Here is a 26,623-nt window from a genome sequence, read left to right as displayed (position 1 = left end):
CGGATCAATCAGAGGTCAGCGTCGGCCAGATCGTCTTCGGTCTCTTTGACGGCGGATGCCTTGGCGTCCGCTACAGCTGCCGTGGACAAGAGCTTGTCACGCAGTTGTTTTTCCAGCGCAGCAGCGACGTCCGGGTTATCCGCCAGGTATTTGGCCGAGTTGGCCTTGCCCTGACCGATCTTGGTGCCGTTGTAGGCATACCAGGCGCCGGACTTCTCGACGAAACCGTGCAGCACGCCCAGGTCGATCATCTCGCCATTGAGGTAGATGCCCTTGCCGTAAAGGATCTGGAACTCGGCCTGACGGAACGGCGAAGCTACCTTGTTCTTCACGACCTTGACGCGGGTTTCGCTACCGACGACTTCGTCACCTTCTTTCACCGCGCCAGTGCGGCGGATGTCCAGACGAACCGAAGCGTAGAACTTCAGCGCGTTACCACCGGTGGTGGTTTCCGGGCTGCCGAACATCACACCGATTTTCATCCGGATCTGGTTGATGAAGATCACCAGGCAGTTGGCGTTCTTGATGTTACCGGTGATTTTACGCAGAGCCTGGGACATCAGGCGGGCTTGCAGGCCCACGTGCATGTCACCCATTTCGCCTTCGATCTCAGCCTTGGGTACCAGGGCCGCCACGGAGTCGACGATGATCACGTCAACCGCGTTGGAACGCACCAGCATGTCGGTGATTTCCAGGGCCTGCTCGCCGGTGTCCGGCTGGGACACCAGCAGGTCGTCGACGTTGACGCCCAGCTTGCCGGCGTACTCTGGGTCGAGGGCGTGTTCGGCGTCGACGAATGCGCAGGTCGCACCGGCTTTTTGAGCCTGGGCGATCACCGACAGGGTCAGCGTGGTTTTACCGGAAGATTCAGGACCGTAGATTTCAACGATACGACCTTTTGGCAGGCCACCGATGCCGAGCGCGATGTCCAGACCCAGAGAGCCAGTAGAGATGGATGGGATCGCCTGACGGTCTTGATCGCCCATACGCATTACGGCACCCTTGCCGAATTGACGTTCGATCTGACCCAGGGCCGCAGCCAAGGCTTTCTTCTTGTTGTCGTCCATTAAAGTCCTCACGTAATCAATAAGGCCTGACGGCCAACACCTGTATAAGTAGCCAGTATTATTCCACAGGGATTACCGATCGCCTACCCCTGATTTGAGATTTCTGCCGAAGCATGGCGCAGCAGCCCCTCTAGCGCGGCCTTCACCGTTTGTCGGCGGACTTCGTCGCGGTCACCGGGAAAGTGCTGCAGCTCGCTGAACACCTGCTCGCCGACGCCCCAGGCCAACCATACGGTGCCCACCGGTTTGTTCGGCGAACCGCCATCAGGCCCGGCCACACCGCTGACTGCCACCGAGAAAAACGCCCGGCTGCGCTCCTGCGCGCCCCTGGCCATGGCCTCGACCACCTCGCGACTGACCGCGCCCACCGTGGTGAACAACTCCACCGGCACCCCCAGTTGCAGGTTCTTCTGCAAGTTGGAGTACGTGACATAACCGGCCTCGAACCACGCCGAGCTACCGGGAATGCGGGTGATGGCCTCGGCGATCCCGCCGCCGGTACAGGACTCGGCGGTGGAAACGTGGGCGTTGAGAAGCTGCAATTGTCTGCCAAGGTCTGCGGCCAGCTGGGTGATGACTTTCACGGGCGTCTCCTGATGGGCGGAATAGACCTACCGTACACGAGCGCAATGCGCTTGCAAGTGACAAGGTCGTACCGGATGTTAGTGCAGGGCCCGGACATACGCCTGGCACGCCTGCAACGCGATCAGGGCGCGGTCGCCGGCATCGGTGATGGCGATAATTCGTTGAGCATGCGCCGGGTCAAGTCGGGCGCGTACGGGGCCATGAACCACGCCGCCGGAGCCGGCGGCGGCAGGCATGGCACAGCCTGAGGCGGCGTCAGCGGCCTCGAGGAGGACTGACAGGCGCACATCAGCAGTGGCAAGGCGATCGCGCAGGCGATCCTGATCACGTTGGACATCGCTCAGCGCTCGGTAATGGGTTTGTTCGCTGCTCGCCAGGCGCTGCTCCAGTGCCTGGCGTTTATCCTGCTCGGCCTGTTGGCGGGCGGCCGCAGCCTGGGTCAGTTGGTTCAGCGTTTCGCCGTGCAGCCGGGCCTGTTCTGCCAGTTGCCGGGCGTAGTGCGCGTCCTGATAACGCCAGGCCAGCGCCGCCGGTCCAGCCGCAAGCACCGCCACCACCAGCGCAATGCCAAGCACCCGCCAGGCCAGCGGCATCAGGCCGAAGGCTGGCATAACACCGCCCTCGCCCGCGCCCACAATTGCAGGCGGTTCTGCAGCCCGTTCAGGCCGCCGTTGATACGACGGGTGATGCTGTTGAACAGATCGCGATCGGCCAGCTCATTGAGGCCGTTTTTTGCCCAATACCAGGCGGCGGACTCGGCGGCCCATTGCGCCTGTTCGAGCAGCTCGGGACGCGCCAGCAGACGCTCATCGCCGAACAGGGCCACGCTGCATTGTTGGTAGTTGCGCCGGCCGGTGATCTGGATCAGGCCACGACCCCGGTACTTCTGCCCGTCGCCATCCGCGGCGGCGGTATTGCCCAGGCGCAGGGCCAAGGGGCCGGTGTCGTACTTGCTCAAGTACTGCTCGCTGCCCAGCTCGCGCAGGTAATGCAGTTGCCCGGACTCATGGCCGATCTGCGCGATGAAGGCGGCCATGCGCCTGGGCGTGCTGATGTCGTGGCGAGCCATGGCGGCATTGAGCGCAGAGACAAAAACGCCCGCTTGAGCGCGGGCGTCGGGCATGATCGTTTGCAGTTGGGTTTGTGTGATGTTCATCCTGCTGGCTCCGAGCGGGCATCCAGGCAAGTCGCGGCAATCGTGCAGCGGTAGCTTTGTTCTCGACTACCGCTGGCGGTGACCTTGTCGATCGACCAGCGTCCGCGCATGAAGTCCGGCCAGGTGCTGTCGAGCAACACCACGCCTTCGGCTGCCAACCCTGGATGGCCGGGGCATTCGATCGCCACCTTCAAGGCTTCACGCATCATCCGGCGCACCTCGCCTTCACCCGCCGCCCGCGCCTCGTCAGCGCTGTGATAGTTCTGGCGGACGGTCTTGAACGGCGCCATGCCGCTCTCCTCGACCCTCATCCTGCCGGCCGCCGCGTCCCACCAACGCACCTTGCAGCCCTGATACTTGGCCCGGCTGGTTTCATCCAGCGTGGCCGAGGTGAAGGCGTGATCGCCCGGACGATTGTTGGTCGTCACCGACAATTGAATGTTGGGCAGCACCTTGCCCGACAGTGATTTGGCCTGGCCCTTGCGCGCCAGCACATACAGCTCGTTGAACGGCTTGGCGACAGCGTCGTGAATGCGCGCCAGGCGGGTCAGGAAACCCATGTCGGTTTCGTTGGATTGATCGACATGGGCAATTTTGATCAGCGCCAGGTCCGAGGCCACCCGCGGCGAAAAACCGTGCCGCGAGGTCAGCTCGCGAAACAGCGCACCGAGGGTGGTCGGACCATGACTGACCGAGCGGCGCTGCTTGAACCCGGTCTGGTCCGCCGCACTGAACGGCGCCGCCGTGGCCACCAGGGTCAGGCGCAGGGGAAACAGCGTCGGCGTGCGCCGTGTGACCACGAACTGGCCTTTGTCGATCAGCCCCGATTCCAGGTAGCCGACACGCAGGCCGATTTTGCCTTCGAGGCTGGGAAGGCCTTCGAGCCCTTCCAGATTGAGCACCAGCGTCAGTTGGTCGGACTCGATGCCAGCGGCGTCGATGTGACTCCAACTGATCAGCCGCTGGTTGATCAGGGCCGCGTTGGCCCCATAGATTTCTACCGCAGGCGTAAAACCCTGTGCCATGAGCCCTCCTTAATCCCAGGCCGAAACCGGCGCACTCGCAGGCAAGCGCGCTTGCAGTTCCGGCAACACCACCCAGATACCCGCCGGCAACACCGCGCGCTGTTCCTGCAGCTTCGGGTTGAGGCGCCACAACGCCTCTTCGAGCGCGTCATCGCAACGCCCGGTTTCCCGGTAAAGCAACAGATTCACCGAGTCACCGGCCACACTTCGTACTCTACGCATGGATGAACTCCGACAAATCCACCGACCAATCAATCACCAGTGCCGTGCCATCGTCGATGACGGCGCTTTGGGTTTCCGTCACCGCGTTGATGCGCCACAGCCCCCAGTGCGTACCGATGCCATCGACCATCGGCAGCGGCACGCGCAACGCCTGGAGCACCCGCAGCTCATCGAGCCGCTCCATGGCCACTGCGTACATCGACTTGCCGCTGATCTTCAGCGTCTGTGCCTTTTGCCCCGCCTGCATGGATTTCGGCTTGCCCATCACCACATTGATGTCGGCCCAGCCACCATCCGACACGCGCACGATGCCGCTGTAGGCAAAGTTGCGTGACAGGCCAAAGATAAAACTGCCCAGTGCCATTTGCTGACGCATTACACACCTCCATCTGTCAGGGCCGCGTCGCGTCGTGTGGCGAGGGCGTTGTGATTCATCAAGGGCACGAACTCCCCGTGAAATTGCGCCTGCAACTGCTGTGCGACCACGTTGCGGATCTGCTCGGCGTTGTCGGCGTTGGGGCAGGTGACCTGGATCGACGGGGCGAAGTTGATGGGCGCGCCGGGCGGTGCAGCCGCCGTCGTCAGGTCTTTGCTGACTTGGTCGGGTGTGCGCAGGCGGTCGACCAGGCCAAACAGTTTTTCGCCGAGCATGGCGCCCACTTCGGAACCTGCCAGCCCTCCGACCAGGCCACCGATGGCGGTGCCGACTCCGGGGAAAATCATCGTGCCGATGGCCGCGCCTGCTGCGGCCCCGGCGGTGGAGCCGACCAGGCTACCGGCAGAAGAAACCACGGCCTTGGTGTCACCGTTGGCGATGCCTTGGGTAATGTCGATTGCGGCGCCGACCATCCTCAGGGGCGCCACTGTCTTATCCACAATGGATACAGCTTTTGCTGCCTTGCCAAGCAGAGAGCCGGTCTTCGCCGGGTTGTCAGGAGCGACCAGGTTCTGCGCCTGATTCAGACCAAGTGTGCTGGTCACCGCCTGAGTATCTGCCGTTGCTGAAGTAAGTTTCAGCCGCGGTTCTGGCAAGGGAGCGAGCGGTATCCTGTCGTGCCCTTCCAACAACTTGTACTTGACCTGATCCGTCTTGTGGCTCGGCGTGAGGCTGCAACAGTCGCAGCAATCCGGCTGGAGGGCTCCCGTGCACTTCTCGGGATGACTCCCCACACAGGGTGCGCAGTCGTCAGGACTCGAGGGAGATTTGGAACGAGCTCCCTTTTTCTTTTTGCCTTTGCTTGTGCCCTTGTATTTACCTTTGCCTTCCTCAGCATTCTCGGCAGGCTGCTCCTTGCCGGTACTCCCGCCCAGGATGCGCTCAGCGGCTTTGGAGTACGCCTCGTCGATCACCTTTTCGACCAGCCTGGCCCCCGCGGAATAAAGCAAGCCGCCAACCACTGCCAGCTTGGGGTGTTCTTCCGCGAACGAACTCACCTTGTCGATCGCGCTGGAAAAATCCGGGGTCACCGCGCTCTTCAGCCGTGCCAGGCTCGCCTCGTTCGGGTTTACAGAAGCGGGCGACGAATCGGTGGGTGGGGCAATTGGTTGCGCTGAGGCCTGTAAAATCTGTTGCTCAACCAACACCTGCAAAGGCGATTTCAACTCACACTGACAGGTGTGATTATCCGCCTGATGCGCCATCAGACGCGGCGACTCGAGCGAAGGCCGCGGTTGCACCTCGACATTGAGCCTGAACGGCGACTCATCACGCGCCCCAGGTGCCTGGGAAAACGTCCTCAGTTGCGAGCGCGGAGCGAACAACGCGGCGGTCAGCGATGAGATCACTTCGCCGAGCTTGCCCTGCTCCACCGTCAACAGGCGAATGTCCAGGCTGGCCTCGTTCAACGCCGCGCCGAGCTGGGCCATGGCGCCGGAAAAACCGCTCAGGCCATAAGGCACTGAAGCGACGTTAAACGTCGAAAAACCAAAACTGTCGAGCGTCGCCTCGCTCATCGAATACTTGCTGTCTGCCATCCTCCCTACTCCTCTTTCACACCCAGGCGGCTCAGCGCAATCTCATAGCGGCGCAATGCCTTGTCGGCGTCCCACTCCAGAATCTGTGCCTCACTCACCGGATAAATGAGCGGCACCACATCGAGGATCACTTCGATGTCACGCTGCGAAAGAAGGCCGCCGGTTGGTTTAAAAAATCGTCGATACGCCCCTGTAATTGCGTCCAGTCCGGCACGCTCAGGTTGGCCAGGTCCGGCAGCATCAGGCCGGTGCAATGGGCGGTGATGAATTCCGCACGTTCCTTGGCGGTCTTGAGTTTTTTCATTGCCTTGGTGGCACGCAGCACCGGCATTTCCAGGGTCAGCGTGGTCAGGGTGCGACCGGCCACGGCGAGCGGTTGCAACAGGCTCACTTCATCGGGGTCGAGTTCGCCATCGACTTCAAGGAAGTGCGAAGCGGGCAAGGTCGACATTTCGTGTACGTAGTGGGCAATGCTCACGTAGTCCGGGCGCTTGAGCTGGTCGAGCTCCTTGACCGACAGCCCGGTGGCCAGCAATGCCAGTTCGAAGAACTGCTCGTCTTCATCATCGCCGGCGCGGGCCAGGGCTTCTTTTTGTGCGGCGTAGAACAGCGGTTTGAGGGGGATCTGTTCGATCTGCGTGCCGTCGTCGGCGGTGATTGGCGCCAGCAGGGTGTGGGTTGGGGGTGTCCATGTCATGGGGGAATTCCTGAGTGAAGAAGAACCGAACCTTATGGGGGATCCTTAGTAGGAAGATCCCTTGTGGGAGCGAGCCTGCTCGCGATAGCGGTCGATCAGCCACCATTGAAGGCGTCTGACACTGCGCCATCGCGAGCAGGCTCGCTCCCACAGGTTGGTCCGTGTTTGTGCTGAGGATTAAGGCAACAACACCGCCCGCCGCGCATCACCGAGGATGTCGACGCCGTTGAGTACGAACTTCTGGGTGCGCACGTCGATGTCGATCACCGGGATGCCGTTCTCCTGGCGCGTGTAGGTGCGGCAGGACAGCTCCAGGGTGGTGGTCGGTTTTTCGTTCATCTTCATCAACGTTTCCGCCAGGGATTTCAGCTTGCCGCCCACCGTGTGGTAGGTGAACCAGGTATTGCCGTCCTGGTCCTGCCCGGCCTCACGGACATTGAGCAAAATGTCGTCGCCCAGACTGACGCCCAGGGCGAGCATGATTTCCGGGCCCATGCCTTGCAGTTTCAAGGTCGCCGTGAGCGCCTTGCCGCTCTTGGCCATTTCTTCGCCGATGAAGCGCCCACCCACCTGAGCCTCCATCTCGAACTCGATCTTGGGCGGGGTGAACTCTTCCACCGTCGCCGACAACGGCAGGCCTTGCAGGGTGGCCGCGATGGCCTGTCTTACGCGGTTGGTAAACATTAGAGAACGTCCTCCAGGAACTGCTCGATGATTTCGTCACGGGCGTTGAGTTGATAGATCATGTGTTCGTTCGGCGCGTAGCGGCCGTAGTCGATGACCACGTACCAGGTGCCGTTCTTGTACTTCTCGACGCTGTTGAGTTCCGGGTGCAGGTACACGCTGCCGCCGGGGATGGTTTCGTCGGCTACCAGGGTTTGCAGCCAGTCGTTGATGCGCTTGACCTCCTGGTCCATGAACGACTTGGTCAGGTTCTTGGCCATGGCTTTCTGGCCGGCCTTGACCAGCTTGCGGCTGATTGCGTCTTCCAGGCCGACGTAGCTGATGAACTTGCCGGTGACCGAACGGTTACCCAGCAGCGAGAAGCCGCCGAGGATGGTGCGGGCGTAGTAGCTGATGCCGTAGCGGTTGAGCAGGTCGCCCTCGGTGGAGGTGTCGAGGATGTTGTATTCGACGACGCGCGACACGTCCTCGGCGAAGGTCACCTGGTTGCCCGGGCTTTCCCATTGCTTGACCTTGGCCAGCGCGGCGATGGCCAGGCTGGACGGCGACAGGAAGACGTTTTTCTTCGCCGCCTTGGAGTACACCGACGGCATGTTGTGCACCAGCAGGCAGCGGTCGAAACCCAGCTCTGCGCCGCCCAGTTCCTGGCTGTAGGTCACTTGGTCGGCCACCGCGACATCCTTGCCGTCGAGCACCACACGGGCCTTGATGCGCTTGCCGAACGCGGCAAACTCACCGGCCACGGCCTTGGTCGCGGTGAAGCCCGGCGCGCCGATGATGGTCAGGTCTTCGGCCACGCCGCCCAGTGCGGCCAGGCCGAGCTTGCGCCCGGTCAGCGGGTCGATGCCGCCGATGACATTGTTCAGCGTGTCCGCGGCGGTCTCGCCCTCTTCGACGATGACCACGTAGACCGGCACCTTGACCACTTTCAGGATCTGGAACACCGCGTGAAACAGCGTGCCTTCCTCGGCGCCCGTCGGGTCGAGCAGCGCCTGGGGGGTGAAGCTGTTGATGCGAAACGGCGCATTGCGCGGAATCAGCAGGTCGGCCTTCGGCGCGGTGCCGATCAGACCGATGACGTTGTCACCCAGGCCACCCATGGCCTCGGGGGATTCGGTGGCATTGACGGTAATGCCGTTGTGCTCGAAGTTCAAAACCTCAGCCATGGTTATTCAGCCTTCTTGGCAGCGGCTTTTTTCGCCGCGGTGGATGGAGAAGCCGATTCGGCGGCTTCGGTTTTTGCATGCTCCAGGCGACCGGCGCCCAGCAACGCGCTGGCCTCGACGCCCAGCAGGCTCAGTTGCTGGCCGATGCTCGACCAGTGACCACCCCCGGTGGGGAATGGACGCAGTACGGTGTAGGTTTGGCGTTCTGCCATGGGTGTTTCTCCATGAATGAAAAAGCCCCTTGGGCAAGGGGCTGTTGGGGTTGTGTACGGGTTGGATTTCGGGAAAGAAAACGCCCCGTCGGAGCGGGGCGTTTATTGGGGATATGGCTTATGACCGGGACTCGTAACGAGGCCGGACGTTACCTCGGGCCAGCCTTCCAACAACATGTGATCGCTGTACTCTCCTGCTTCAACGACACGTAGCAAAGCTAACTCTCGGTCAAAACACGCTTGAACGTGATTGCGTACAGCGGTCGAAATGCTCAAAAGCTCGATCGACGTCAACTCGACGAAACCGTTACTGGTTTTCCAGTTACATCTGTAAGACGGGTCCATGATCGCCGAGACCGCAGCGCCCGCAAGCAAAGCTTGACTGTCACGGGAGGTATCTATCAAAAAGTCATTGACTGGAACACCTGCCCCCTCGCGCTTATAACGCTCTGCTGCAATCAAGGCAGGGTAGTCAGGTTTGGAGGATGGACCGCCAGCGAGTGCCAATGCATCAGACTCGCTTATCGGCGAAAGACCTTCAGGTGCATCCGTTTCGCAAACAAAAGCATAGACACTTCCAGCGTCATCAATGAAGTAATACATCACCATATCTCCACCCAATTGGTAATGGTGTAATTGCCAGCCGGAACCTTATAGGTCGATCCAGGAGGAACAATTGCAGACACCGCCAGACTGAGCCCTGCGCTCGGAAAGGAAGAGCCATAGATGCTGACACCATCGAGAACTATAATTGCGGTCTGGTTAGGAGCAGTACCGACAAAAGCCACGTTGACAAGAATAGGCAGCGCTGAACTGTTGGTGTAAGTGACGTTGATCGCTCGTGACGCCTTGACGTCGCTAGGGTTTTTGAAAAGTTGAGAGATTTTGTTGTTAAACGCCAGCACTTGGGTCTCAAGTGCTGCAACGTCGATGTTTCCCTGGTTAATCGGAGCATTCCACGCCTTGATGCACCACATCACGGCCAGGTTGCGTGGGCGGGTTTCAGTGCCTACACGTACGGCACCATTAGATCCGTCGGGGATGGGATCGCCAGAACTTGCGCTAACTACGGCTGAACCTAGCGAACCGACAGCATTGTCCGCGTACCCTGTGCCATCTTTGTAGGCTCGCTCACGTTCGCCAGTGAGATTTCTTGAATGTCGGTGGCCTTGGAGTTGATCGGTTTGTCTAGTACCAAGAATGCGCCCAATATCCACCCCTCGCCCATGATCCCAACCCCGCAGAAACTCGCCTCGCGAATCAGGTAGACGGAAGTAACCTGCACCTTCGTTGCCCTGGTTGAACGCCGCGCCCAGAAGAGCCGCGAGATCCGGGTAGGTGGCAACGCTCTGCACACTCCCGTCGATTTCAAGAAAACCGGGCGGGATCTTGTTCACCGGTAATCCGACGATGCTGCCAACTGGCAATGCCGACGCCTGCGCAATCAACGCCTCGATTTCAGCTTTGGTGTAAGAGTCCTTGATGCCAAAACCCGCCAGGGTGTCCGGGTTGGAGCCGGCCGTGGCGCGGCCATACTTGTCCACCGTCAGGCTCTTGTACGTCCCCGCCTGAATCCCGGTGCGCCCCGCGAGCATTTCAAACACCAGCGCCGTCGTGCCCAGCTCAATCGGCCCGTTGGTCACCAGGTGCCATAGCGAGTCGCCGTTGATCGCGCCCTCCTCGACCATCACCGTCAGGTTGGCGGTCACCTTGGCGTTGGTGTTGGCGTCCGCTGCCCGCAACCATGCGCCGTTGGCCGCGACATAAAGGCCATTGTCCCTGGCTGTCGTCTGCGCCCTGACCAACACCCGCTGCCCGGCCACCACCGCCACGCCATCGACCTGCTGTGCGCCGCTGAGCACGATGTTGTCCGTGGTCGCCACGCGCACCGATTGCTTGCCGTCGAGCTTGGCCAGTTCCTCGGCGAGGTAGCTCATCACCCACGCCCGGGTCGCCTTGACCACGGTGTCGTCGATCAGCAGGGTGACGTTCGCCGCATTGCTGGTCTCGAAAATCGAGCGGATGTAGAACTCCTTGCCCGAGCCCGAGGTCGCCAGCACCGGCTTGAACGATTCCGGGTATTTGACGATGGCATAGAGGATGCCGGTGTCGGTCCACAGCCCGGCTTCACGCACGTACCAGCCACCGTCTTCCGGCGGGATGGTCACTTCGGCGAGCAGCCAGCTGGGGTTCTTTTCGTCCTGGAACAGGGCGTTGATCGGGCCGCGCCAGACTTCGCGCTTGAGCGCGGTGGCAGTGGCGGCCGGGTTGTAGACGCTGCCACCACCGTCGCCGACCGAAATCTGCGACAGCTTGATCGGCACGCCCGCCGCCTTGCAGGCGGTTTCGTAGGCAATTCCTGCGTTGGTGAGCAGGGTGTAATAGTCGGCCATTCAGGACCCCTGTGGATAAATGATGGAGGTTTCGACGGTGTAGAGCGCGCCGGCCGCGAAGGCCTGCCCCGACACCTCGAGCCCTTCGATAACGATGGGATAAATGCTGGTCAGCTCGCCGCACACCGTCGCCGCACCGATGACGTGGCTGCCGAAGGCGCTCAGGCCCACCGACACCGACAACAGGTCGCGCTCGCTCTTGGCCTGCGCCAGGCGTTGGTCGAGACGGGCGTCGATTTCGGCGCTGTAGGGTTGCTCGGTGAACGCCCGCACAGAAAAACTGTACGGCTGGCCCACTGGCACCTGCTCGTACCACGCCCGCACTTCGGGCCGCAGGCGCAGGCCCTTCGCGGCGTTTTCCAGGGCCTGGCGGGTGCCGGCCTGGCGCGCCGTCGGCCAGGCCAGTTCGACGGTCAGGCGTTTTTCTGCTTCATCCGCCGCGGAACTCCATTCGCTGACACCGCGATCCGCCCCCAGATACGGCAGGAACGCCAGTGGCGTCGTGGCCGGGTTCATCAACTCGGGAAACGGCGGTGCGATGCGTTCAAGCAATGCGCCAAAGCCGATATCCAGGGCTTGTTCCAGCGGCGAACTGTTGGCCGGCAGCAGCGTCGAGCGGGTTGGGTCGTCGCTCATAACGTCAGCACCTCGACCTCGACCGCGGTGCAGTACGGCGCTTCGAACGCCGTGGTGACGATCGGCTCCAGCGGTTCGAGAATATCCAGTTGGACCGCGCCGGCGTTGTGCAGCGTGTAGTCGATCCAGCTCGGATCGACCCGCCCTTCCAGGCGATGACAGCTCTGCGCATACGCCTGCAATTGCCGTTGCGCAGCGGTCTTGGTCAGCCCCGAATCGGGACCGGCGTTGATCTTCGCCACCACGCGGATCCGGTAGTTATGGATGTGCGCGCCCTGCACCGTGACGCGGTCGGTCTCCGGCCGCACATCGGGCCGGGCAAAGTGCTCGCGCACACCATCGAGCAAGGCCTCGGAGGCCGAGCCATCACCGTCGCGCGCCAGCACCGTGACCATCACTTCGCCCGGTGCCGTGCGGCGTCCATTGCCGTCCTTGACCTGCGCGGCAAAACCGTCCGGGGCGAAACTGTAAGTCACCGTCACTTCACCTGACGCCAGGGCCTCGACCTTCACCGCCGGGCGTTCGCCAAGGGTGAACACCTCGCGGCGATACTGCATGCGCGAACCGGCCGCCGGTGCATGGGGTGCCAGGTAATAGCGCAAGCGCGCGTCATCGTCGCTTTCGTACACCGGCGCAATCGGTGGAAACGCCAGCGGGTCGCCAGGGTCCAGCAGTTGCCGTTCCAGGCCCATGTCGGCCAGGCGGGCGTCCAGGTTGCTGCCGGTCGCCCACCAGGCCAGCATCTGCTTGATGCGGGCGTTATATTTGCGCTCGTGCAGTTGCAGGCGCACACAAAAGGCTTCAAGCGCCAGGGTCAGCAATTCGCTTTCGTTGTCCAGGCTGGCCGCAAGCTTCACCGCCGTCTCTGGCGAACGACTGCCGACGTACTCGACGACAAACGTCTTGAACTCGGCGAGCAGTTCTTCGAACGCTTCCACGGTGACGATCGACGGTTCGGCCAACTGGTTCTGGCCGGGGATCAACATGCTCATGTCACCACCTCGAAAGTTTGCATGCGGTTGTTCCAGGTGCCGGCAAAGCGCAACACCAGGCCGGCGCAACGGCGGCTGGCGACGATGGCCTGCGGCTGGAAGTCGGCGATACCGTTTTGTTCGTTGTAAAAGGCCTGGGCGGCGTAGCTCTGGGCGAGCAGCAACAGGTCGTCGCCGAGGTTGCGACCCAGCAGCTCGGGGATCAGCGAGCCATACAGCGGACGCTTCTGCCGCGTGCCCAGGGGTGTGGTCAGCGCCCGGGTGGCGCGCTGTACGAATTGCGGCCAGTCGTCGACCGCCGCCCCGGTGTTTCTGTCGATTCCGATCATGGGAGACTCTCTATGCGGTACTGATGACGCGACCCTGGTGATCCACCACCGGGCCGCTCAGGTGCACACCGGAAGCATCGAGTCGCAAGCCGACCGCGCCCAGTTGCAGTTCGATGACCTGAGGCGTGATCAACAGGCTCGCCGGGCCGAGATTCAACGCCAGCGCTTCGCGAGAGCCGTTGAACGCCGCCGGGCCGTTGTTCCAGTGAAAGGCATGCAGGGCGTCGTCGTAGCCACTTTCCGTGCCGTCGACATAGAGGCGACGCGTCAGCGAAGCCTGGGTCGAGGCCGGTGGAAACTGGCTGCCGTTGAGCCCGAACAACGCCACCGATTGCGCACCGCCATCACCGCCACCATGGTTGAGCAACAGGCATTGCTCACCCACCGAGGGAATGCGCGATTCGCTCTGCGCACCGGCGCTGGGGTTGAAGAAACGGATCGCCGGGGTCAGCAGGTCACCGTGGCTGACCTTGCAGGTGTTGCTGGCGGCATCGACCTCCTGGCACACGCCAACCCGACACAGGCTGTCGGTGCGCCGGTAGAGGTCTTCGAGTTCCGTCTCCATCTCGGCCAGACGCTCGATCAACGGGCCCAGTTGCTGGCGTAAAAGCGCGTCGAACATGCTTCAGCCCTCCAGCTCGGTGTATTGGTCCGGGTCGTCGATGTCCGAGACTTCCCAGGTCCTGGCGAATTTCGGGACGCCCAGCGGGTCGTCCAACAGCAGCGCACCGAGGTACAGCGTCTGGTCGAAGGACAGGGTCCAGGCGGAATATTCCTGCGCACCGTTGAGAAAGGTCGATGGCAAGGCGTCGATGTTTTCCGGCAGGTCGCATTGGCTGCGCGACAGGCCCCAGTGGTTATCGGTGATCAATCCCTTGAGCACACTGGCCAGGTCGCACGCGGCCAGGCCAGGATCGGCCAGCGTCGGCGAGGTGATGATCTGCAGCGAGATCGTCAGGACATGGGCGATGCGCCCGTCAGGAGCGCGACTGGCACTGGCATTGCGCTCGCAGGCGATCAGGGCCCAGGCCTGGTCGAAGGTGGCGTCGAAGTCATGGCGGCTGGCGACCTTCAAACCCGAGGCAGCCGCCCCGAGGGTTTGCGCGATGGCCAGCAGCAACTGCGACGGTTTGTCGATGTCGACGGACATAAGTGACTTCCTGTGTCGGGTTACTGATCCGGACGGGAGTCCGGCGGGGGGATTTCGCAGACGCCGATGCGCCTGGCCGCCCAGCGCTCGTAGAGGCCGATGGCGACGTCGGCACCGGCCATCGCGGTGAGGCAACCGAACGCCCCGGCCACCCAGATCGACAGGCCGGCCGCATACAGCAGCATCAACGCCGACACCCCGCAGATCATGCAGGCGCCGGAGCGCAGGGCCAGGCGCCGCAGCAACGACCAGCCGCGAGCGCCCTCCTTGTCGGCGCGCCACATCTCGCCGGACACCCCACCCAGCAAGGCGAGCACGATGACCAGCCAGATCGGCAAGTCCAACAACGCTTGTTGCTCGTTTGTCATGTCACGCCTCCCGGGAGTGTTGAGGCGTTCAGCGATCGACTGCCAGGCAGCGCCGAGCCAACGGCACTGCCCTCAGTCCATGCAAACCACTGAACGGGGGTTACAGACGCTCGACAATGACGTTGTCGAGGAAAGCGAAGTGGGCGTACGGATTCTGTTCGTTGGAAAACGCCAGGGTCGTTTGCGCGGTCACCGCGGTGAAGTCGTAGGTGTAGGTGGCCCAAGTGGCGCCCACACCCTTTGCACTCGGGGTATCGAACGAAGCGGTTTGGCCCGCAACCTTGAGTTGCACCACCCCCTCGCCGGTCCGATTGGCATATTGCGAGTTGCCCAGGCTAAAGGTCACCCGGTACTTGGCGCCAACGGCGGTGGCGAAGTTCTGCTGAATGCCACCACCGTTGCCGTAGACATAGTTGGCCAGGTCGACCCCCACCAAGCCGTCCGACGCACTCCTGACGTACTCGACCCCCGACAGGAAGGTCGTCCAGCCGGTAATGAAGTTGGCCTCTGCCGGCGTGTCGAGCACGCACCCGGCGGCAATGGAGCAGCCTGGTTGTTCAAAACTGCCATTGACCAGCAAGTTGGCCGCAAAGGCATTGGCCGCGCAGCCCAGCAGTACAGTGGCGGCCAGCAATGGCGCCGTGAGTTTTTTCCAGATAGTCATGATTTCACCTGTGAGTGAGAGAGAGGGGTTGTTGCCGCCGAAGCAGCGGTTGTGTCGCTCACAGGCGATCGCTCGGGGCACGTGGCCCTCACATGATTCAACGTCCCGCAGCGGGAACATTTGATCTGGAGCTCTGCACGCCCGGCCATCCGGGCGAGAAGTCTTTGGCAATGCCCACATCGGCAATCTTTCAACATCGTCCTGATCCTCGATGCTTGCCCGAGCCTTCCTTTCACAGGGCCGCTCGGAGTTCAAACCTGACGCAGGGTTGGCATTCCAAAAATGCCTGGCAGAACGGCAGGCATTTTCAGTAATGCGATCCTTCGCCTTCCTTTGCTCCTGGTTGACCTTTCGGCGCGACTGGCGCGGTACGGGTCCATTCAAATTGTTTTTCCGACCGCGGTCCCTGCCCGCCGGATAACTGCTTTCGGTGCTTTACGCTGCACACCCGGGCCAGTTGCCAACCCTCTGAACCGTTAAGGCCGGTTCATCGCTGCCTGTGTCGTGGAACTAAAGAGCTTGGTTTCGAGCTGCTTTGTTGAGCGGCTTGAGACGAAGAATATGCATGGATGCATATACAGTCAATGCACAAATGCATTTATTTATGCATTTGATTTGCGCGAATGCATGAAAGCCCCGCAGGCAAAGGCGCTGATGGTTTGCGACAGGCGAAAAAAAACCCGCCGGGTGGCGGGTTTTGTCTGACAGGGGTGAGGTTAGCGGGCGTACATGCCCCACCAGAAGACGTGGCCGAGGATAACGATCTGCTCCTCCTGCATTTCCTGGAAGCTGTAGTCCTCGTCCGGGTGCTCGTCACGATTGAAGCTGCGCAGGCGAATGCCGGTCGGCAGGCGATACAACTGTTTTACCCGCAACTGGCCGTTGTGGTTGATGGCATAAAGATCGCCGTCGACGATATCGCCGATGCCGCTCTTGCCAGCGTTGACGCCCACAGTCGCGCCGTCCCGCAGCACCGGCAACATGCTGTTGCCGCGCACGGTGACGCATTTGGCCTGGTCGAACTGCACGCCGTTATGCCGCAGGCTGCGCTTGCCGAAGCGCAGGCTTGCGCGCTCGCTCTCTTCGATGACGAATCTTCCTGATCCGGCTGCCAATTCAACCTCGCGAAGAAAGGGGACCGACACCTCATCTTCATCGACGGGGGTATCGTCGTCCCACAGACTTATGTCCTTGAGTTCCGAATGCACTGCATCGCGCCCGGCTGCCACGCTTACGGCGACATCCGCGCGCCCGCGCAACTGGTCGGTACTCACGGCGAAATACTCGGCGATCTTCGAGATGTGCTTGTCCGAAGGATCAACGATCTTGCCGCTGAGAATGCGCGACAGCGTGGATTGAGGCACGCCGGTACGACGGTGAAGCTCCGTGGGGGAGATCCCGTGCTGGTCGAGCAGTGCTCTTAATACGGTAGAAACATTGCGTTTTTGCATATCGCGCATAGTGCTTGATCTTTTATGCGAAGACAATTGCTGTTTTGCATAAATCGTGCATGGCGGCAGAAATGTTTCCCGAGGCTTTCATGCCTGCGTCAGGCAGACCGCCCATGGTAACCTTGCGCCCATCGCGGAAAAGCCGGGCCCATGCCCACCCTTTGCCCCACACCTTTGAACGAATCGCCTGATATCCGATGAATAAAGCACTGTCCGATCTGTCCTCGCACACGCCAATGATGCAGCAGTACTGGCGCCTGAAGAACCAGCACCCCGACCAGTTGATGTTCTACCGCATGGGCGACTTCTACGAGATCTTCTACGAAGACGCGAAGAAGGCTGCCAAGTTGCTGGACATCACCCTGACCGCCCGTGGGCAGTCGGCCGGCCAGGCGATTCCGATGTGTGGGATTCCTTACCACGCAGCGGAAGGTTACCTGGCGAAACTGGTCAAGCTGGGTGAGTCGGTGGTGATCTGCGAGCAGGTCGGCGACCCGGCTACCAGCAAAGGGCCGGTCGAACGCCAGGTGGTGCGCATCATCACCCCGGGCACCATCAGTGACGAAGCCCTGCTCGACGAGCGCCGCGACAACCTGATTGCCGCGGTACTGGGCGACGAGCGCCTGTTTGGCCTGTCGGTGCTGGACATCACCAGCGGCAACTTCTCGGTGCTGGAAATCAAGGGCTGGGAAAACCTGCTGGCGGAACTGGAGCGGATCAACCCGGTGGAGCTGTTGATTCCGGATGATTGGCCGAAGGATTTGCCGGCGGAGAAACGTCGTGGCGTGCGTCGTCGTGCGCCGTGGGATTTCGAGCGCGACTCGGCGCTGAAAAGTCTTTGCCAGCAATTTTCCACCCAGGACCTCAAGGGTTTTGGCTGCGAGAACCTGACCCTGGCCATCGGCGCCGCCGGTTGCCTGCTGGCCTACGCCAAGGAAACCCAGCGTACCGCCCTGCCCCATTTGCGCAGCCTGCGCCATGAACGCCTGGACGACACCGTGGTGCTCGACGGCGCCAGCCGGCGCAACCTGGAACTGGACGTCAACCTCGCGGGCGGGCGTGACAACACCCTGCAATCGGTGGTCGATCGTTGCCAGACCGCCATGGGCAGCCGCCTGCTCACCCGCTGGCTGAACCGCCCATTGCGCGACCTGACCGTGCTGCTGGCGCGTCAGACCTCGATCACCTGCCTGCTCGATGGCTACCGCTTCGAACGGCTGCAACCGCAGCTCAAGGAAATCGGCGACATCGAACGGATTCTCGCGCGTATCGGTTTGCGCAATGCGCGTCCTCGCGACCTCGCCCGCCTGCGCGATGCGCTGGGTGCCCTGCCTGAGTTGCAGGTGGCAATGGCCGAACTGGAAACGCCGCACATCATCCAACTGGCGAAAATCACCAGCACCTACCCGGAGCTGGCGGCCCTGTTGGAAAAAGCCATCATCGACAACCCGCCGGCGGTCATCCGTGACGGCGGCGTGCTGAAGACCGGTTACGACAGCGAACTCGACGAGCTGCAATCGCTGAGCGAGAACGCCGGGCAATTCCTGATCGACCTGGAAGCCCGGGAAAAGGCGCGCACCGGCCTGTCGCACCTGAAAGTCGGCTACAACCGCATTCACGGCTACTTCATCGAACTGCCGAGCAAGCAGGCCGAGTCGGCCCCGGCGGACTACATCCGCCGCCAGACGCTCAAGGGCGCCGAGCGCTTCATCACCCCGGAACTCAAGGCTTTCGAAGACAAGGCGCTGTCGGCCAAGAGCCGTGCGCTGGCCCGCGAGAAGATGCTCTACGAAGCGCTGCTCGAAGACCTGATCGCGCAATTGCCGCCCCTGCAGGACACTGCGGCGGCACTGGCCGAGCTGGACGTGCTGAGCAACCTCGCCGAGCGCGCCCTCAACCTCGACCTCAATTGCCCGCGCTTCGTCAACGAGCCGTGCATGCGCATCAACCAGGGTCGCCACCCGGTGGTCGAGCAGGTGCTGACCACGCCGTTCGTGGCCAACGACCTGAGCCTCGACGACAATACCCGCATGCTGGTGATCACCGGTCCGAACATGGGCGGTAAATCCACCTACATGCGCCAGACCGCGTTGATCGTGCTGCTGGCGCACATTGGCAGCTTCGTCCCGGCGGCCAGTTGCGAGTTGTCGCTGGTCGACCGCATCTTCACGCGGATCGGTTCCAGCGACGACCTGGCCGGTGGTCGCTCGACCTTCATGGTGGAAATGAGCGAAACCGCGAACATCCTGCACAACGCCACCGAACGCAGCCTGGTGCTGATGGACGAAGTCGGTCGCGGCACCAGTACGTTTGACGGTCTGTCCCTGGCCTGGGCTGCGGCAGAACGTCTCGCCCAACTGCGCGCCTACACACTGTTCGCCACCCACTATTTCGAGCTGACGGTCCTGCCGGAAGCCCAACCGCTGGTGGCCAACGTGCACCTCAATGCCACCGAGCACAACGAGCGCATCGTGTTCCTGCACCACGTGCTGCCCGGCCCTGCCAGTCAGAGCTATGGCCTGGCCGTAGCCCAGCTGGCCGGGGTTCCGAGCGAAGTGATCGTGCGCGCCCGCGAACATCTGGGGCGCCTGGAAGCCACCGCGCTGCCCCACGAAACACCCAAACCAGCCAAGGGTAAACAGGCTGCGCCACAGCAAAGCGATATGTTCGCCAGCCTGCCGCACCCGGTGCTCGATGAACTGGCAAAACTGGATCTGGATGACCTGACACCCCGTCGGGCGCTCGAAATGCTCTATACACTGAAGACACGGATCTAACGCACTTTGCCTTCAAGCTGTTAGAATCTCGCGCGGTTCGGGATGCTGCAGGCTAATAGCCTGGTCTGCAGACTATCGCTCCCGAACCTGGCGACCCCCAACGTGAAGGGGATCCGCTGCCGCCGCCTGAGGAGAAAATTAGAAATGACCTTCGTCGTCACCGACAACTGCATCAAGTGCAAGTACACCGACTGCGTAGAAGTGTGTCCGGTGGACTGCTTTTACGAAGGCCCGAACTTCCTGGTGATTCACCCGGATGAGTGCATCGACTGCGCCCTGTGCGAGCCAGAATGCCCAGCCGTGGCCATCTTCTCCGAAGATGAAGTCCCGGAAGACATGCAGGAATTCATTCAGTTGAACGTTGAGTTGGCCGAAATCTGGCCGAACATCACCGAGAAGAAAGAGTCGTTGCCCGATGCCGAAGAGTGGGATGGCGTCAAAGGCAAGATCAAGGATCTCGAACGCTGATTACCGCGCGTTCCCGAAAAGGCCCCTTGCGGGCCTTTTTGTTTTTCTGCGGACAAAAAAAAGGGGCGGTTTGACCCGCCCACATTTTTTCCCTATTCCCTGTGTTCCTTTTCATCGTCCTGATGAATTGCATCCCGCAATGTCCATTCCCCTCGTCCTTGAAGGGCGTGTCTGTCCGTTGACACAGCCCCGATACTAGAGACTTCCCCGATGGGCGCAAATCGGCCCGGACCGTTAGCCAGGGAGGCTGAAGGCGAGCGTTTTTTGCAAATAGTCTGTGTATTCAATCAGATAGAATTGGACCACGACCCGGATGGGCATCCGCCAAGGTGTAAAAATAACGAACACTTACGAGAGAGTAAGCAAAGGCGTACAAGGCGACGCTGAAAAGTTGACCTGTAGGAGCGAGCTTGCTCGCGATGGTGGATCGGGCACCGCGGGGTGTCAGGCACCCAGCGTTATCGTTGACGTCCATCGCGAGCAAGCTCGCTCCTACAGGGGGTCAGGGGTCTGGGCAGCAGGCATAAAAAAGCCCCGATCAGGTCGGGGCTTTTCTGGCTGACAGCTCAAGCGACTCGCTTACTGGAACAGCGACTCGCTCGACAGGCCATTCTTCTCCAGGATCTCCCGAAGACGCTTCAAGCCTTCAACCTGAATCTGCCGGACCCGCTCGCGGGTCAAGCCGATTTCCAGGCCTACGTCTTCCAGCGTACTGCTCTCATGACCACGCAGGCCGAAGCGGCGTATCACCACCTCGCGTTGCTTGTCGGTCAACTCCGAGAGCCACTGATCAATGCTCTGCGACAGGTCGTCATCCTGCAACAGTTCGCACGGATCGGTCGGGCGATCGTCGGTGAGGGTGTCCAGCAGGGTTTTATCCGAATCAGGACCCAGCGAGACGTCGACCGAAGAAACCCGCTCATTCAAGCCGAGCATGCGCTTGACCTCTCCCACCGGTTTTTCCAGCAGGTTGGCGATTTCTTCGGGTGAGGGTTCGTGATCGAGTTTTTGCGTCAGTTCCCGCGCGGCCCTCAAGTAAACGTTGAGTTCCTTGACCACATGGATCGGCAACCGGATGGTCCGGGTCTGATTCATGATCGCGCGCTCGATGGTCTGACGGATCCACCAGGTTGCGTAGGTCGAAAAACGGAAGCCACGTTCGGGGTCGAACTTCTCCACCGCCCGGATCAGTCCGAGGTTGCCCTCTTCGATCAGGTCCAGCAGCGACAAGCCACGATTGACGTAGCGACGGGCGATTTTCACCACCAGCCGCAAGTTGCTTTCAATCATGCGTTTGCGCCCGGCCGGATCACCACTTTGCGACAATCGCGCAAAGTGAACTTCTTCTTCGGGGGACAGGAGCGGGGAAAAACCGATTTCATTGAGATACAGCTGCGTGGCATCGAGTGCCCGCGTGTAGTCAATGTACTTGTGTTGCTTCAACGACGCGGAGTGTTTGGATTTGGCACGAACGGAAGGTGGAGCCGCCCCTTCATCATTCGACATCGAATCCATACCGATGCCGGTCTCCATCAGGAGAACCTCATCGTCGATGTCAAACTCCGGCACTTCTTTACTGAGAGCCATTGTTATAGTCCTTTGGTGAGTTCGACCTCAAGCTCGAGCGGCGCCTTTATCCTTGGCAACGCTGGAGCCTGTTCCCTCTACGTGATGGAACAGGCTGGAAACAAATCAACGACGGGGCAGGAACTGCAGCGGATCTACAGGTTTACCTTGTCGGCGAATCTCAAAATGCAGCTTCACCCGGTCTGTCCCCGTTGACCCCATTTCGGCAATTGTCTGTCCGACTTTGACCTGCTGCCCCTCCCGAACCAACAGCCTGCGGTTATGACCGTAGGCACTGACGTAGGTATCGCTGTGTTTGATGATGACTAATTCGCCGTAGCCCCTTAAGCCACTCCCGGCGTATACCACCGTCCCATCAGACGCAGCTAAAACAGGCTGTCCCAAATCTCCGGCGATATCAATTCCTTTATTCAAACTACCGTTTGAAGAGAATTTTCCAATCAAAATGCCATTAGAAGGCCACCCCCAGCCCGTCGGGGCCGGGCCCGGAGCGGGGGTCGGCGCAGGGGCTGGCTTGTTGGCGACGGACGGTGCAACGACCGTCGTGGTGGTGGTCGAGCCATTTGGCTGGCGCCGAATTACCGTAGTTTTACTGGACGACGATGGCGCCGAATCGGGCGCAGTGGCGACCGGTGCCGGCGCTGCTGGCGTTGATCCGGTGCGCCCGTCAAAGCGAATCGTCTGACCTGGATGGATGGTGTACGGCGCGGGAATGTTGTTGCGCGCCGCCAGAGCCTTGTAATCCCAGCCGTAGCGAAATGCGATGGAGAACAGGGTGTCTTTCGGACGGACCACATACTGGCCGGTGGTCACTGCCGGACGCTGGGCCACGGCATTGTTGCGATCGACGACGCGCACGTCGCTCGATTTGTTGCTGGAACAACCCACCAGCAAGGTGCTCAAGACAAGGCCAGTCGCCAGGCGCTGAAAGCTCGTTGTACCCATGCGCTGCGCAATGACTGTGAGACTCACCCGCCGCTCCCTTTTTGGTGGCTGAAAAGTTGGATTGCCGTGCTCCGGCATGAAGTATCGCAAGTATAACGGGCCGTGCAGGCTTTACCTTTAATGAAGCGAGATGGCCTCGCGCACACGTTTGCTGCCTGCCGTTGAATCCCGTTTAACCGATCGACGCTGGCATAAGACAAAGGCCGTCGAAGGGAATTCAGCACGTCTGAACAAATGCTCAGGCGAGTGGCCCGTTGAGCAGTGGAACGAACCGAACCGCACCCAGAACCCGCCGGGAGAACCCGTGTTCCTCGCGGATGATCAACATCAGTTGCTGCACCTCGCCAGACCCCACCGGAATCACCAGGCGGCCACCCGGCGCGAGCTGATCGAGCAGCGCCTGCGGCACGTCTGTCGCCACTGCCGTGACGATGATGCCGTTGTACGGCGCCAGCGCCGGCCAGCCTTCCCAGCCATCGCCCCAGCGGAATACCACGTTGCGCAGGTTGAGATCGAGCAGGCGCTCCTTGGCACGGTCCTGCAGGACCTTGATGCGCTCGACGGAAAATACCCGCTCGACCAATTGCGACAGGATCGCCGTCTGGTAACCCGAGCCGGTGCCGATTTCCATGACCTTGTCCAGCGGCCCCGCCTCGAGCAACAGCTCGCTCATGCGCGCGACCATGTACGGCTGGGAAATCGTCTGGTTATTACCGATCGGCAGCGCCGTGTCCTCATAGGCACGGTGCGCCAGCGCCTCGTCGACGAACAGGTGGCGCGGCGTACGGCGGATCACCTCCAGCACCTTGGCGTTGCAGATGCCCTCTTCGTACAGCCGCTGGATCAGCCGCTCGCGCGTGCGCTGCGAGGTCATACCGATGCCGCGGTGCATCGGATCTTGTTCACGGGCCATCAGCGCAGTCCCTCCAGCCAGCCGTCGAGGCTTCGGAAGGCATCATTGAAGGTGCGATCCAGTTGCAGGGGCGTGATGGACACATAACCTTGCATCACCGCATGGAAATCGGTACCGGCGCCACCGTCTTCGGCGTCCCCGGCCGCGGCGATCCAGTAGCCGGATTTGCCACGCGGGTCGACGACCTTCATCGGGGCTGCGGCGCGGGCCCGATGGCCGAGGCGAGTGAGCTGGATGCCACGGATGTGGTCCAGCGGCAGATTGGGAATGTTCACGTTCAATACCGTGCGCGGTGGCAGGTCGAGTTCGGCGTGGGCTTGCACCAGTTTGCGCGCAAAGTAAGCGGCTGTCGGCAGGTTCTCGACCTGCCGTGAAACCAGCGAGAAAGCGAACGACGGTCTCTCCAGGAAACGCCCTTCGAGCGCCGCGGCCACCGTACCGGAGTACAGCACGTCATCGCCCAGGTTGGCCCCCAGGTTGATGCCGGAAACCACCATGTCCGGTTCGCGTTCCAGCAGGCCGTTGAGGCCCAGGTGCACGCAATCGGTCGGAGTGCCATTGAGGCTGACAAAACCGTTGGCCAAAGTTTGCGGGTGCAACGGACGATCCAGCGTCAGCGAACTGCTGGCACCGCTTTTGTCCTGGTCCGGGGCGATAACCACGCACTCGGTGTAATCCGCCAGCGCAGCATGAAGCGCGGCAAGACCGGGTGCGGTTACCCCATCGTCGTTAGAAATCAGAATACGCATGGGCTGTCCGTCTGCCCTGTCGGCACCAGATCGACGAGTTCACGCACCAATACGGTGGCGAAGCATCCGGCCGGCAGGACGAATTCCAGTTGCAGAATGTCAGGCTCGGGATAATGCCACGTCAACCCACCAATGGGCAGCCGCAGGATGCGACGTTCGTGGCTCATACCGGCGTTAATCAACCAATCGCGCAGATCCGCTTCGCGCGCAGCGATGGCCTGTTCCAGTTCATGGACAGCGCCCGCCGCCGGCGAGTCACCTTCGCCCCACTGCGGGCCGGTCGGGTGCAGGTCGAGAATCGCCAGGCGCGGGTCGTTGCACTCGGCCTCACCGGCCGGGAAAAAACTGCGGCTGTCGGTGAACGCCAGCAGATCGCCCACCTGTGCCTGCTGCCAGGTTCCATCCGCGACACGCGCCGCCAGCACCTGGTTGAACAGAAAACTGCGGCCGGCGGAAAGCAGGCGCGAACGTACATTGCGCTGCTCCGGCAGGGCCTTGCGCGCCGCCCAGCCACGGGCGTCGACCACGTTGCCGCCGTCGAAACCAAAACGCTGGGCGCCGAAATAATTGGGGATGCCTTGCCTGGCGATCAATTGCAGGCGCTCTTCGATGGCGGCCTTGTCGCCGGCCAGCTGCGTCAGGCGCAAGGTGAAACCGTTGGCCGAGTGAGCACCGCGTTGCAGCTTGCGTTTGTGCCGGCGGGTGGTGAGGATCTTCAGCGTATCGTTTTCCGCCGCCGAGAGGTCAGGGTCTGCCTTGCCCGGCAGTTGCACGCTGAACCACTGGCGCGTCAGCGCCTGGCGATCCTTGAGTCCGGCATAACTGACGGTGCGCAATGGCACGCCCGCGGCCTTGGCGATCCGCCGCGCCGCCTCTTCGGTATTCAGGCCGCGTTTTTCCACCCAGATCCACAGGTGTTCGCCATCACCACTCAAGGGAATATTCAGGACTTCATCGACCTGGAAGTCTTCGGCGACGGCTTTGAGTACCGCTGTACCGAGGGCGTCACCGTAGGCCCGAGGGCCGAGCAATTGCAGTTCGTTCATGCGCGCAGCAACAGGGCAACGGAGTGCACGGCGATGCCTTCTTCACGACCGACAAAACCGAGCTTTTCAGTGGTGGTGGCTTTCACGTTCACTTGATCCAGTTCAACTTGAAGATCCGCGGCGATCAGCGCGCGCATCGACTCGATATGCGGCGCCATTTTCGGCGCCTGGGCAACAATGGTGTTATCGACGTTGCCGACCTTCCAGCCCTTGGCATGGATCAACGCGACAACGTGACGCAACAGCACACGGCTGTCGGCGCCTTTGAATGTAGGGTCTGTGTCGGGGAAATGCTTGCCGATATCGCCCAACGCAGCGGCGCCAAGCAGGGCATCGCTCAGGGCGTGCAGCAGGACGTCACCGTCGGAGTGAGCGAGCAGACCGAAGCCGTGTGCAATGCGCACACCACCCAGTGTAATGAAATCGCCTTCAGCGAAACGGTGCACATCATAGCCGTGGCCAATACGCATAAAAAAACGCCCCGATTTTTGTCAGGGCGTGATTCTACCTGCATTAACCACCTAGAGCATGCGCGTGATGCTGCAAGTGATCGTCAATGAAACTCGCGATGAAGAAATAGCTGTGGTCGTAGCCCGGTTGCAGACGCAATGTCAGCGGGTGACCGGCCTGCTTCGCCGCCTGTTGCAGGGCGTCGGGCTTGAGCTGGTTGGCGAGGAAATCGTCACGATCGCCCTGGTCGACCAGCAGCGGCAGCTTCTCATCGGCCTCGGCGATCAACGCACAGGCATCCCATTCGCGCCATTTCGAACGGTCTTCACCCAGGTAGCGGGAAAAGGCCTTCTGCCCCCACGGGCAGTCCATCGGATTGTTGATCGGCGAGAACGCCGACACCGACAGGTAACGCCCCGGGTTGCGCAGCGCACACACCAGCGCACCGTGACCGCCCATGGAGTGACCGCTGATGCCGCGCTTGTCCGAAGCCGGGAAATGCGCTTCGACCAACGCCGGCAGTTCCTGCACGACGTAGTCATGCATCCGATAGTGCCGCGCCCAGGGTTCCTGCGTGGCATTCAGATAGAACCCGGCACCGAGACCGAAGTCCCAGGCGCCATCCGGATCACCCGGCACATCGGCGCCACGGGGGCTGGTGTCCGGCGCGACGATGATCAACCCCAGCTCGGCGGCCATGCGCATGGCGCCGGCCTTCTGCATGAAGTTTTCGTCGGTGCAGGTCAGGCCGGACAGCCAGTACAGCACCGGCAACTTGCCGCCCTGCTCCGCTTGCGGAGGCAGGTACACGGCAAACACCATGTCGCAGCCGAGGGTTTCAGAGCGATGGCGATAACGCTTGTGCCAGCCGCCGAAGCTTTTCTGGCAGGAAATGTTTTCCAGGCTCATGACCCACC

At 61.4% G+C, this 26,623-nt stretch carries 33 protein-coding genes; 2 read left to right on the top strand and 31 right to left on the bottom strand.

Annotation, left to right across the window (positions count from 1 at the left end):
- Positions 1 to 8: 8 nt before the first annotated feature.
- The 24 genes from recA to ABVN20_RS19575 all read right to left on the bottom strand — a co-directional run bounded on the left by recA (position 9) and on the right by ABVN20_RS19575 (position 16,771).
- Positions 9 to 1,067: a recombinase RecA gene (gene recA, locus ABVN20_RS19690; RefSeq protein WP_368557360.1), complete on the bottom strand. Its 1,059-nt coding sequence runs from the start codon at positions 1,065 to 1,067 to the stop codon at positions 9 to 11.
- Positions 1,068 to 1,150: 83 nt separating this feature from the next.
- On the bottom strand, positions 1,151 to 1,651 hold the full coding sequence (locus tag ABVN20_RS19685; RefSeq protein WP_368557359.1) for a CinA family protein: 501 nt from the start codon (positions 1,649 to 1,651) through the stop codon (positions 1,151 to 1,153).
- 78 nt (positions 1,652 to 1,729) lie between these two features.
- Positions 1,730 to 2,263 carry a lysis system i-spanin subunit Rz gene (locus ABVN20_RS19680; protein ID WP_368557358.1) on the bottom strand — a complete coding sequence of 178 codons (534 nt, stop codon included), beginning with the start codon at positions 2,261 to 2,263 and terminating at the stop codon, positions 1,730 to 1,732.
- Positions 2,245 to 2,808 carry a glycoside hydrolase family 19 protein gene (locus ABVN20_RS19675; RefSeq protein ID WP_368557357.1) on the bottom strand — a complete coding sequence of 188 codons (564 nt, stop codon included), beginning with the start codon at positions 2,806 to 2,808 and terminating at the stop codon, positions 2,245 to 2,247. The genes ABVN20_RS19680 and ABVN20_RS19675 overlap by 19 nt, the downstream gene beginning before the upstream one ends.
- Positions 2,805 to 3,833 (bottom strand): phage late control D family protein, encoded by a 1,029-nt coding sequence (locus ABVN20_RS19670; protein ID WP_368557356.1) that lies wholly within the window; start codon positions 3,831 to 3,833, stop codon positions 2,805 to 2,807. Before ABVN20_RS19670 ends, ABVN20_RS19675 begins: the two co-directional genes overlap by 4 nt.
- A gap of 9 nt (positions 3,834 to 3,842) precedes the next feature.
- The gene (locus tag ABVN20_RS19665) at positions 3,843 to 4,055 is read right to left on the bottom strand and encodes a tail protein X (RefSeq protein WP_368557355.1); all 213 of its coding nucleotides are present in this window, start codon (positions 4,053 to 4,055) and stop codon (positions 3,843 to 3,845) included.
- Complete coding sequence (locus tag ABVN20_RS19660) at positions 4,048 to 4,431, bottom strand: phage tail protein (RefSeq protein WP_368557354.1); 384 nt, start codon at positions 4,429 to 4,431, stop codon at positions 4,048 to 4,050. Before ABVN20_RS19660 ends, ABVN20_RS19665 begins: the two co-directional genes overlap by 8 nt.
- Positions 4,431 to 6,029: a glycine zipper domain-containing protein gene (locus ABVN20_RS19655; protein ID WP_368557353.1), complete on the bottom strand. Its 1,599-nt coding sequence runs from the start codon at positions 6,027 to 6,029 to the stop codon at positions 4,431 to 4,433. The genes ABVN20_RS19660 and ABVN20_RS19655 overlap by 1 nt, the downstream gene beginning before the upstream one ends.
- Positions 6,030 to 6,034: 5 nt before the next feature.
- On the bottom strand, positions 6,035 to 6,160 hold the full coding sequence (locus ABVN20_RS19650) for a hypothetical protein (protein WP_368557351.1): 126 nt from the start codon (positions 6,158 to 6,160) through the stop codon (positions 6,035 to 6,037).
- The gene (locus ABVN20_RS19645) at positions 6,157 to 6,726 is read right to left on the bottom strand and encodes a phage tail assembly protein (protein ID WP_368557350.1); all 570 of its coding nucleotides are present in this window, start codon (positions 6,724 to 6,726) and stop codon (positions 6,157 to 6,159) included. Before ABVN20_RS19645 ends, ABVN20_RS19650 begins: the two co-directional genes overlap by 4 nt.
- A gap of 177 nt (positions 6,727 to 6,903) precedes the next feature.
- Positions 6,904 to 7,410 carry a phage major tail tube protein gene (locus ABVN20_RS19640; protein ID WP_368557349.1) on the bottom strand — a complete coding sequence of 169 codons (507 nt, stop codon included), beginning with the start codon at positions 7,408 to 7,410 and terminating at the stop codon, positions 6,904 to 6,906.
- The gene (locus tag ABVN20_RS19635; protein WP_368557347.1) at positions 7,410 to 8,576 is read right to left on the bottom strand and encodes a phage tail protein; all 1,167 of its coding nucleotides are present in this window, start codon (positions 8,574 to 8,576) and stop codon (positions 7,410 to 7,412) included. Before ABVN20_RS19635 ends, ABVN20_RS19640 begins: the two co-directional genes overlap by 1 nt.
- Before the next feature lie 2 nt (positions 8,577 to 8,578).
- Positions 8,579 to 8,788, bottom strand: a complete 210-nt coding sequence (locus ABVN20_RS19630; protein WP_368557346.1) for a hypothetical protein — start codon at positions 8,786 to 8,788, stop codon at positions 8,579 to 8,581.
- A gap of 102 nt (positions 8,789 to 8,890) precedes the next feature.
- On the bottom strand, positions 8,891 to 9,391 hold the full coding sequence (locus ABVN20_RS19625) for a DUF4376 domain-containing protein (RefSeq protein ID WP_368557345.1): 501 nt from the start codon (positions 9,389 to 9,391) through the stop codon (positions 8,891 to 8,893).
- Positions 9,391 to 11,181 (bottom strand): phage tail protein, encoded by a 1,791-nt coding sequence (locus ABVN20_RS19620; RefSeq protein WP_368557344.1) that lies wholly within the window; start codon positions 11,179 to 11,181, stop codon positions 9,391 to 9,393. Before ABVN20_RS19620 ends, ABVN20_RS19625 begins: the two co-directional genes overlap by 1 nt.
- A complete protein-coding gene (locus ABVN20_RS19615; protein WP_368557343.1) occupies positions 11,182 to 11,817 on the bottom strand; it encodes a phage tail protein I in 636 nt (211 codons plus the stop codon). It abuts the gene before it with no gap.
- Complete coding sequence (locus ABVN20_RS19610; protein WP_368557342.1) at positions 11,814 to 12,809, bottom strand: baseplate J/gp47 family protein; 996 nt, start codon at positions 12,807 to 12,809, stop codon at positions 11,814 to 11,816. The genes ABVN20_RS19615 and ABVN20_RS19610 overlap by 4 nt, the downstream gene beginning before the upstream one ends.
- Complete coding sequence (locus ABVN20_RS19605) at positions 12,806 to 13,138, bottom strand: phage baseplate protein (RefSeq protein ID WP_368557341.1); 333 nt, start codon at positions 13,136 to 13,138, stop codon at positions 12,806 to 12,808. The genes ABVN20_RS19610 and ABVN20_RS19605 overlap by 4 nt, the downstream gene beginning before the upstream one ends.
- A gap of 10 nt (positions 13,139 to 13,148) precedes the next feature.
- Positions 13,149 to 13,760, bottom strand: a complete 612-nt coding sequence (locus ABVN20_RS19600; protein WP_368557340.1) for a phage baseplate assembly protein V — start codon at positions 13,758 to 13,760, stop codon at positions 13,149 to 13,151.
- 3 nt (positions 13,761 to 13,763) lie between these two features.
- The gene (locus tag ABVN20_RS19595) at positions 13,764 to 14,288 is read right to left on the bottom strand and encodes a hypothetical protein (protein ID WP_368557339.1); all 525 of its coding nucleotides are present in this window, start codon (positions 14,286 to 14,288) and stop codon (positions 13,764 to 13,766) included.
- A gap of 20 nt (positions 14,289 to 14,308) precedes the next feature.
- Entirely contained in the window at positions 14,309 to 14,656 is a 348-nt protein-coding gene (locus tag ABVN20_RS19590) for a phage holin family protein (protein WP_368557338.1), read from the bottom strand.
- 100 nt (positions 14,657 to 14,756) lie between these two features.
- Positions 14,757 to 15,320, bottom strand: a complete 564-nt coding sequence (locus ABVN20_RS19585; RefSeq protein WP_368557337.1) for a DUF642 domain-containing protein — start codon at positions 15,318 to 15,320, stop codon at positions 14,757 to 14,759.
- A complete protein-coding gene (locus ABVN20_RS19580; protein ID WP_368557336.1) occupies positions 15,317 to 15,517 on the bottom strand; it encodes a Com family DNA-binding transcriptional regulator in 201 nt (66 codons plus the stop codon). Before ABVN20_RS19580 ends, ABVN20_RS19585 begins: the two co-directional genes overlap by 4 nt.
- 519 nt (positions 15,518 to 16,036) lie before the next feature.
- The gene (locus ABVN20_RS19575; RefSeq protein WP_368557732.1) at positions 16,037 to 16,771 is read right to left on the bottom strand and encodes a helix-turn-helix transcriptional regulator; all 735 of its coding nucleotides are present in this window, start codon (positions 16,769 to 16,771) and stop codon (positions 16,037 to 16,039) included.
- 209 nt (positions 16,772 to 16,980) lie between these two features.
- Here ABVN20_RS19575 and mutS point away from each other — a divergent pair, with 209 nt between their 5' ends.
- Entirely contained in the window at positions 16,981 to 19,548 is a 2,568-nt protein-coding gene (gene mutS, locus ABVN20_RS19570; protein WP_368557731.1) for a DNA mismatch repair protein MutS, read from the top strand.
- 144 nt (positions 19,549 to 19,692) lie between these two features.
- Positions 19,693 to 20,016 carry a ferredoxin FdxA gene (fdxA, locus tag ABVN20_RS19565; protein WP_003222178.1) on the top strand — a complete coding sequence of 108 codons (324 nt, stop codon included), beginning with the start codon at positions 19,693 to 19,695 and terminating at the stop codon, positions 20,014 to 20,016.
- A 579-nt stretch (positions 20,017 to 20,595) separates the two neighbouring features.
- Here the strand turns inward: fdxA and rpoS are convergent.
- The 7 genes from rpoS to fghA all read right to left on the bottom strand — a co-directional run bounded on the left by rpoS (position 20,596) and on the right by fghA (position 26,615).
- Positions 20,596 to 21,603, bottom strand: coding sequence for an RNA polymerase sigma factor RpoS (gene rpoS, locus ABVN20_RS19560; RefSeq protein ID WP_368557335.1), 1,008 nt, complete (start codon positions 21,601 to 21,603; stop codon positions 20,596 to 20,598).
- A gap of 105 nt (positions 21,604 to 21,708) precedes the next feature.
- Positions 21,709 to 22,575 (bottom strand): peptidoglycan DD-metalloendopeptidase family protein, encoded by an 867-nt coding sequence (locus ABVN20_RS19555; protein WP_368557334.1) that lies wholly within the window; start codon positions 22,573 to 22,575, stop codon positions 21,709 to 21,711.
- A 211-nt stretch (positions 22,576 to 22,786) separates the two neighbouring features.
- Positions 22,787 to 23,422: a protein-L-isoaspartate(D-aspartate) O-methyltransferase gene (locus ABVN20_RS19550; RefSeq protein WP_368557730.1), complete on the bottom strand. Its 636-nt coding sequence runs from the start codon at positions 23,420 to 23,422 to the stop codon at positions 22,787 to 22,789.
- A 38-nt stretch (positions 23,423 to 23,460) separates the two neighbouring features.
- On the bottom strand, positions 23,461 to 24,210 hold the full coding sequence (gene surE / locus ABVN20_RS19545; RefSeq protein ID WP_368557333.1) for a 5'/3'-nucleotidase SurE: 750 nt from the start codon (positions 24,208 to 24,210) through the stop codon (positions 23,461 to 23,463).
- A complete protein-coding gene (gene truD / locus ABVN20_RS19540) occupies positions 24,198 to 25,256 on the bottom strand; it encodes a tRNA pseudouridine(13) synthase TruD (RefSeq protein ID WP_368557332.1) in 1,059 nt (352 codons plus the stop codon). Before truD ends, surE begins: the two co-directional genes overlap by 13 nt.
- Positions 25,253 to 25,726, bottom strand: coding sequence for a 2-C-methyl-D-erythritol 2,4-cyclodiphosphate synthase (ispF, locus tag ABVN20_RS19535; RefSeq protein ID WP_010462780.1), 474 nt, complete (start codon positions 25,724 to 25,726; stop codon positions 25,253 to 25,255). Before ispF ends, truD begins: the two co-directional genes overlap by 4 nt.
- Before the next feature lie 43 nt (positions 25,727 to 25,769).
- On the bottom strand, positions 25,770 to 26,615 hold the full coding sequence (fghA, locus tag ABVN20_RS19530; protein ID WP_368557331.1) for an S-formylglutathione hydrolase: 846 nt from the start codon (positions 26,613 to 26,615) through the stop codon (positions 25,770 to 25,772).
- Between the last annotated feature and the right edge of the window lie 8 nt (positions 26,616 to 26,623).

It is taken from the genome of Pseudomonas sp. MYb118, from assembly GCF_040947875.1.
Lineage (GTDB): Bacteria > Pseudomonadota > Gammaproteobacteria > Pseudomonadales > Pseudomonadaceae > Aquipseudomonas.
The sequence above is the reverse complement of the archived record's forward strand: the minus strand, read 5'-3'. Positions and strand labels throughout refer to the sequence as shown.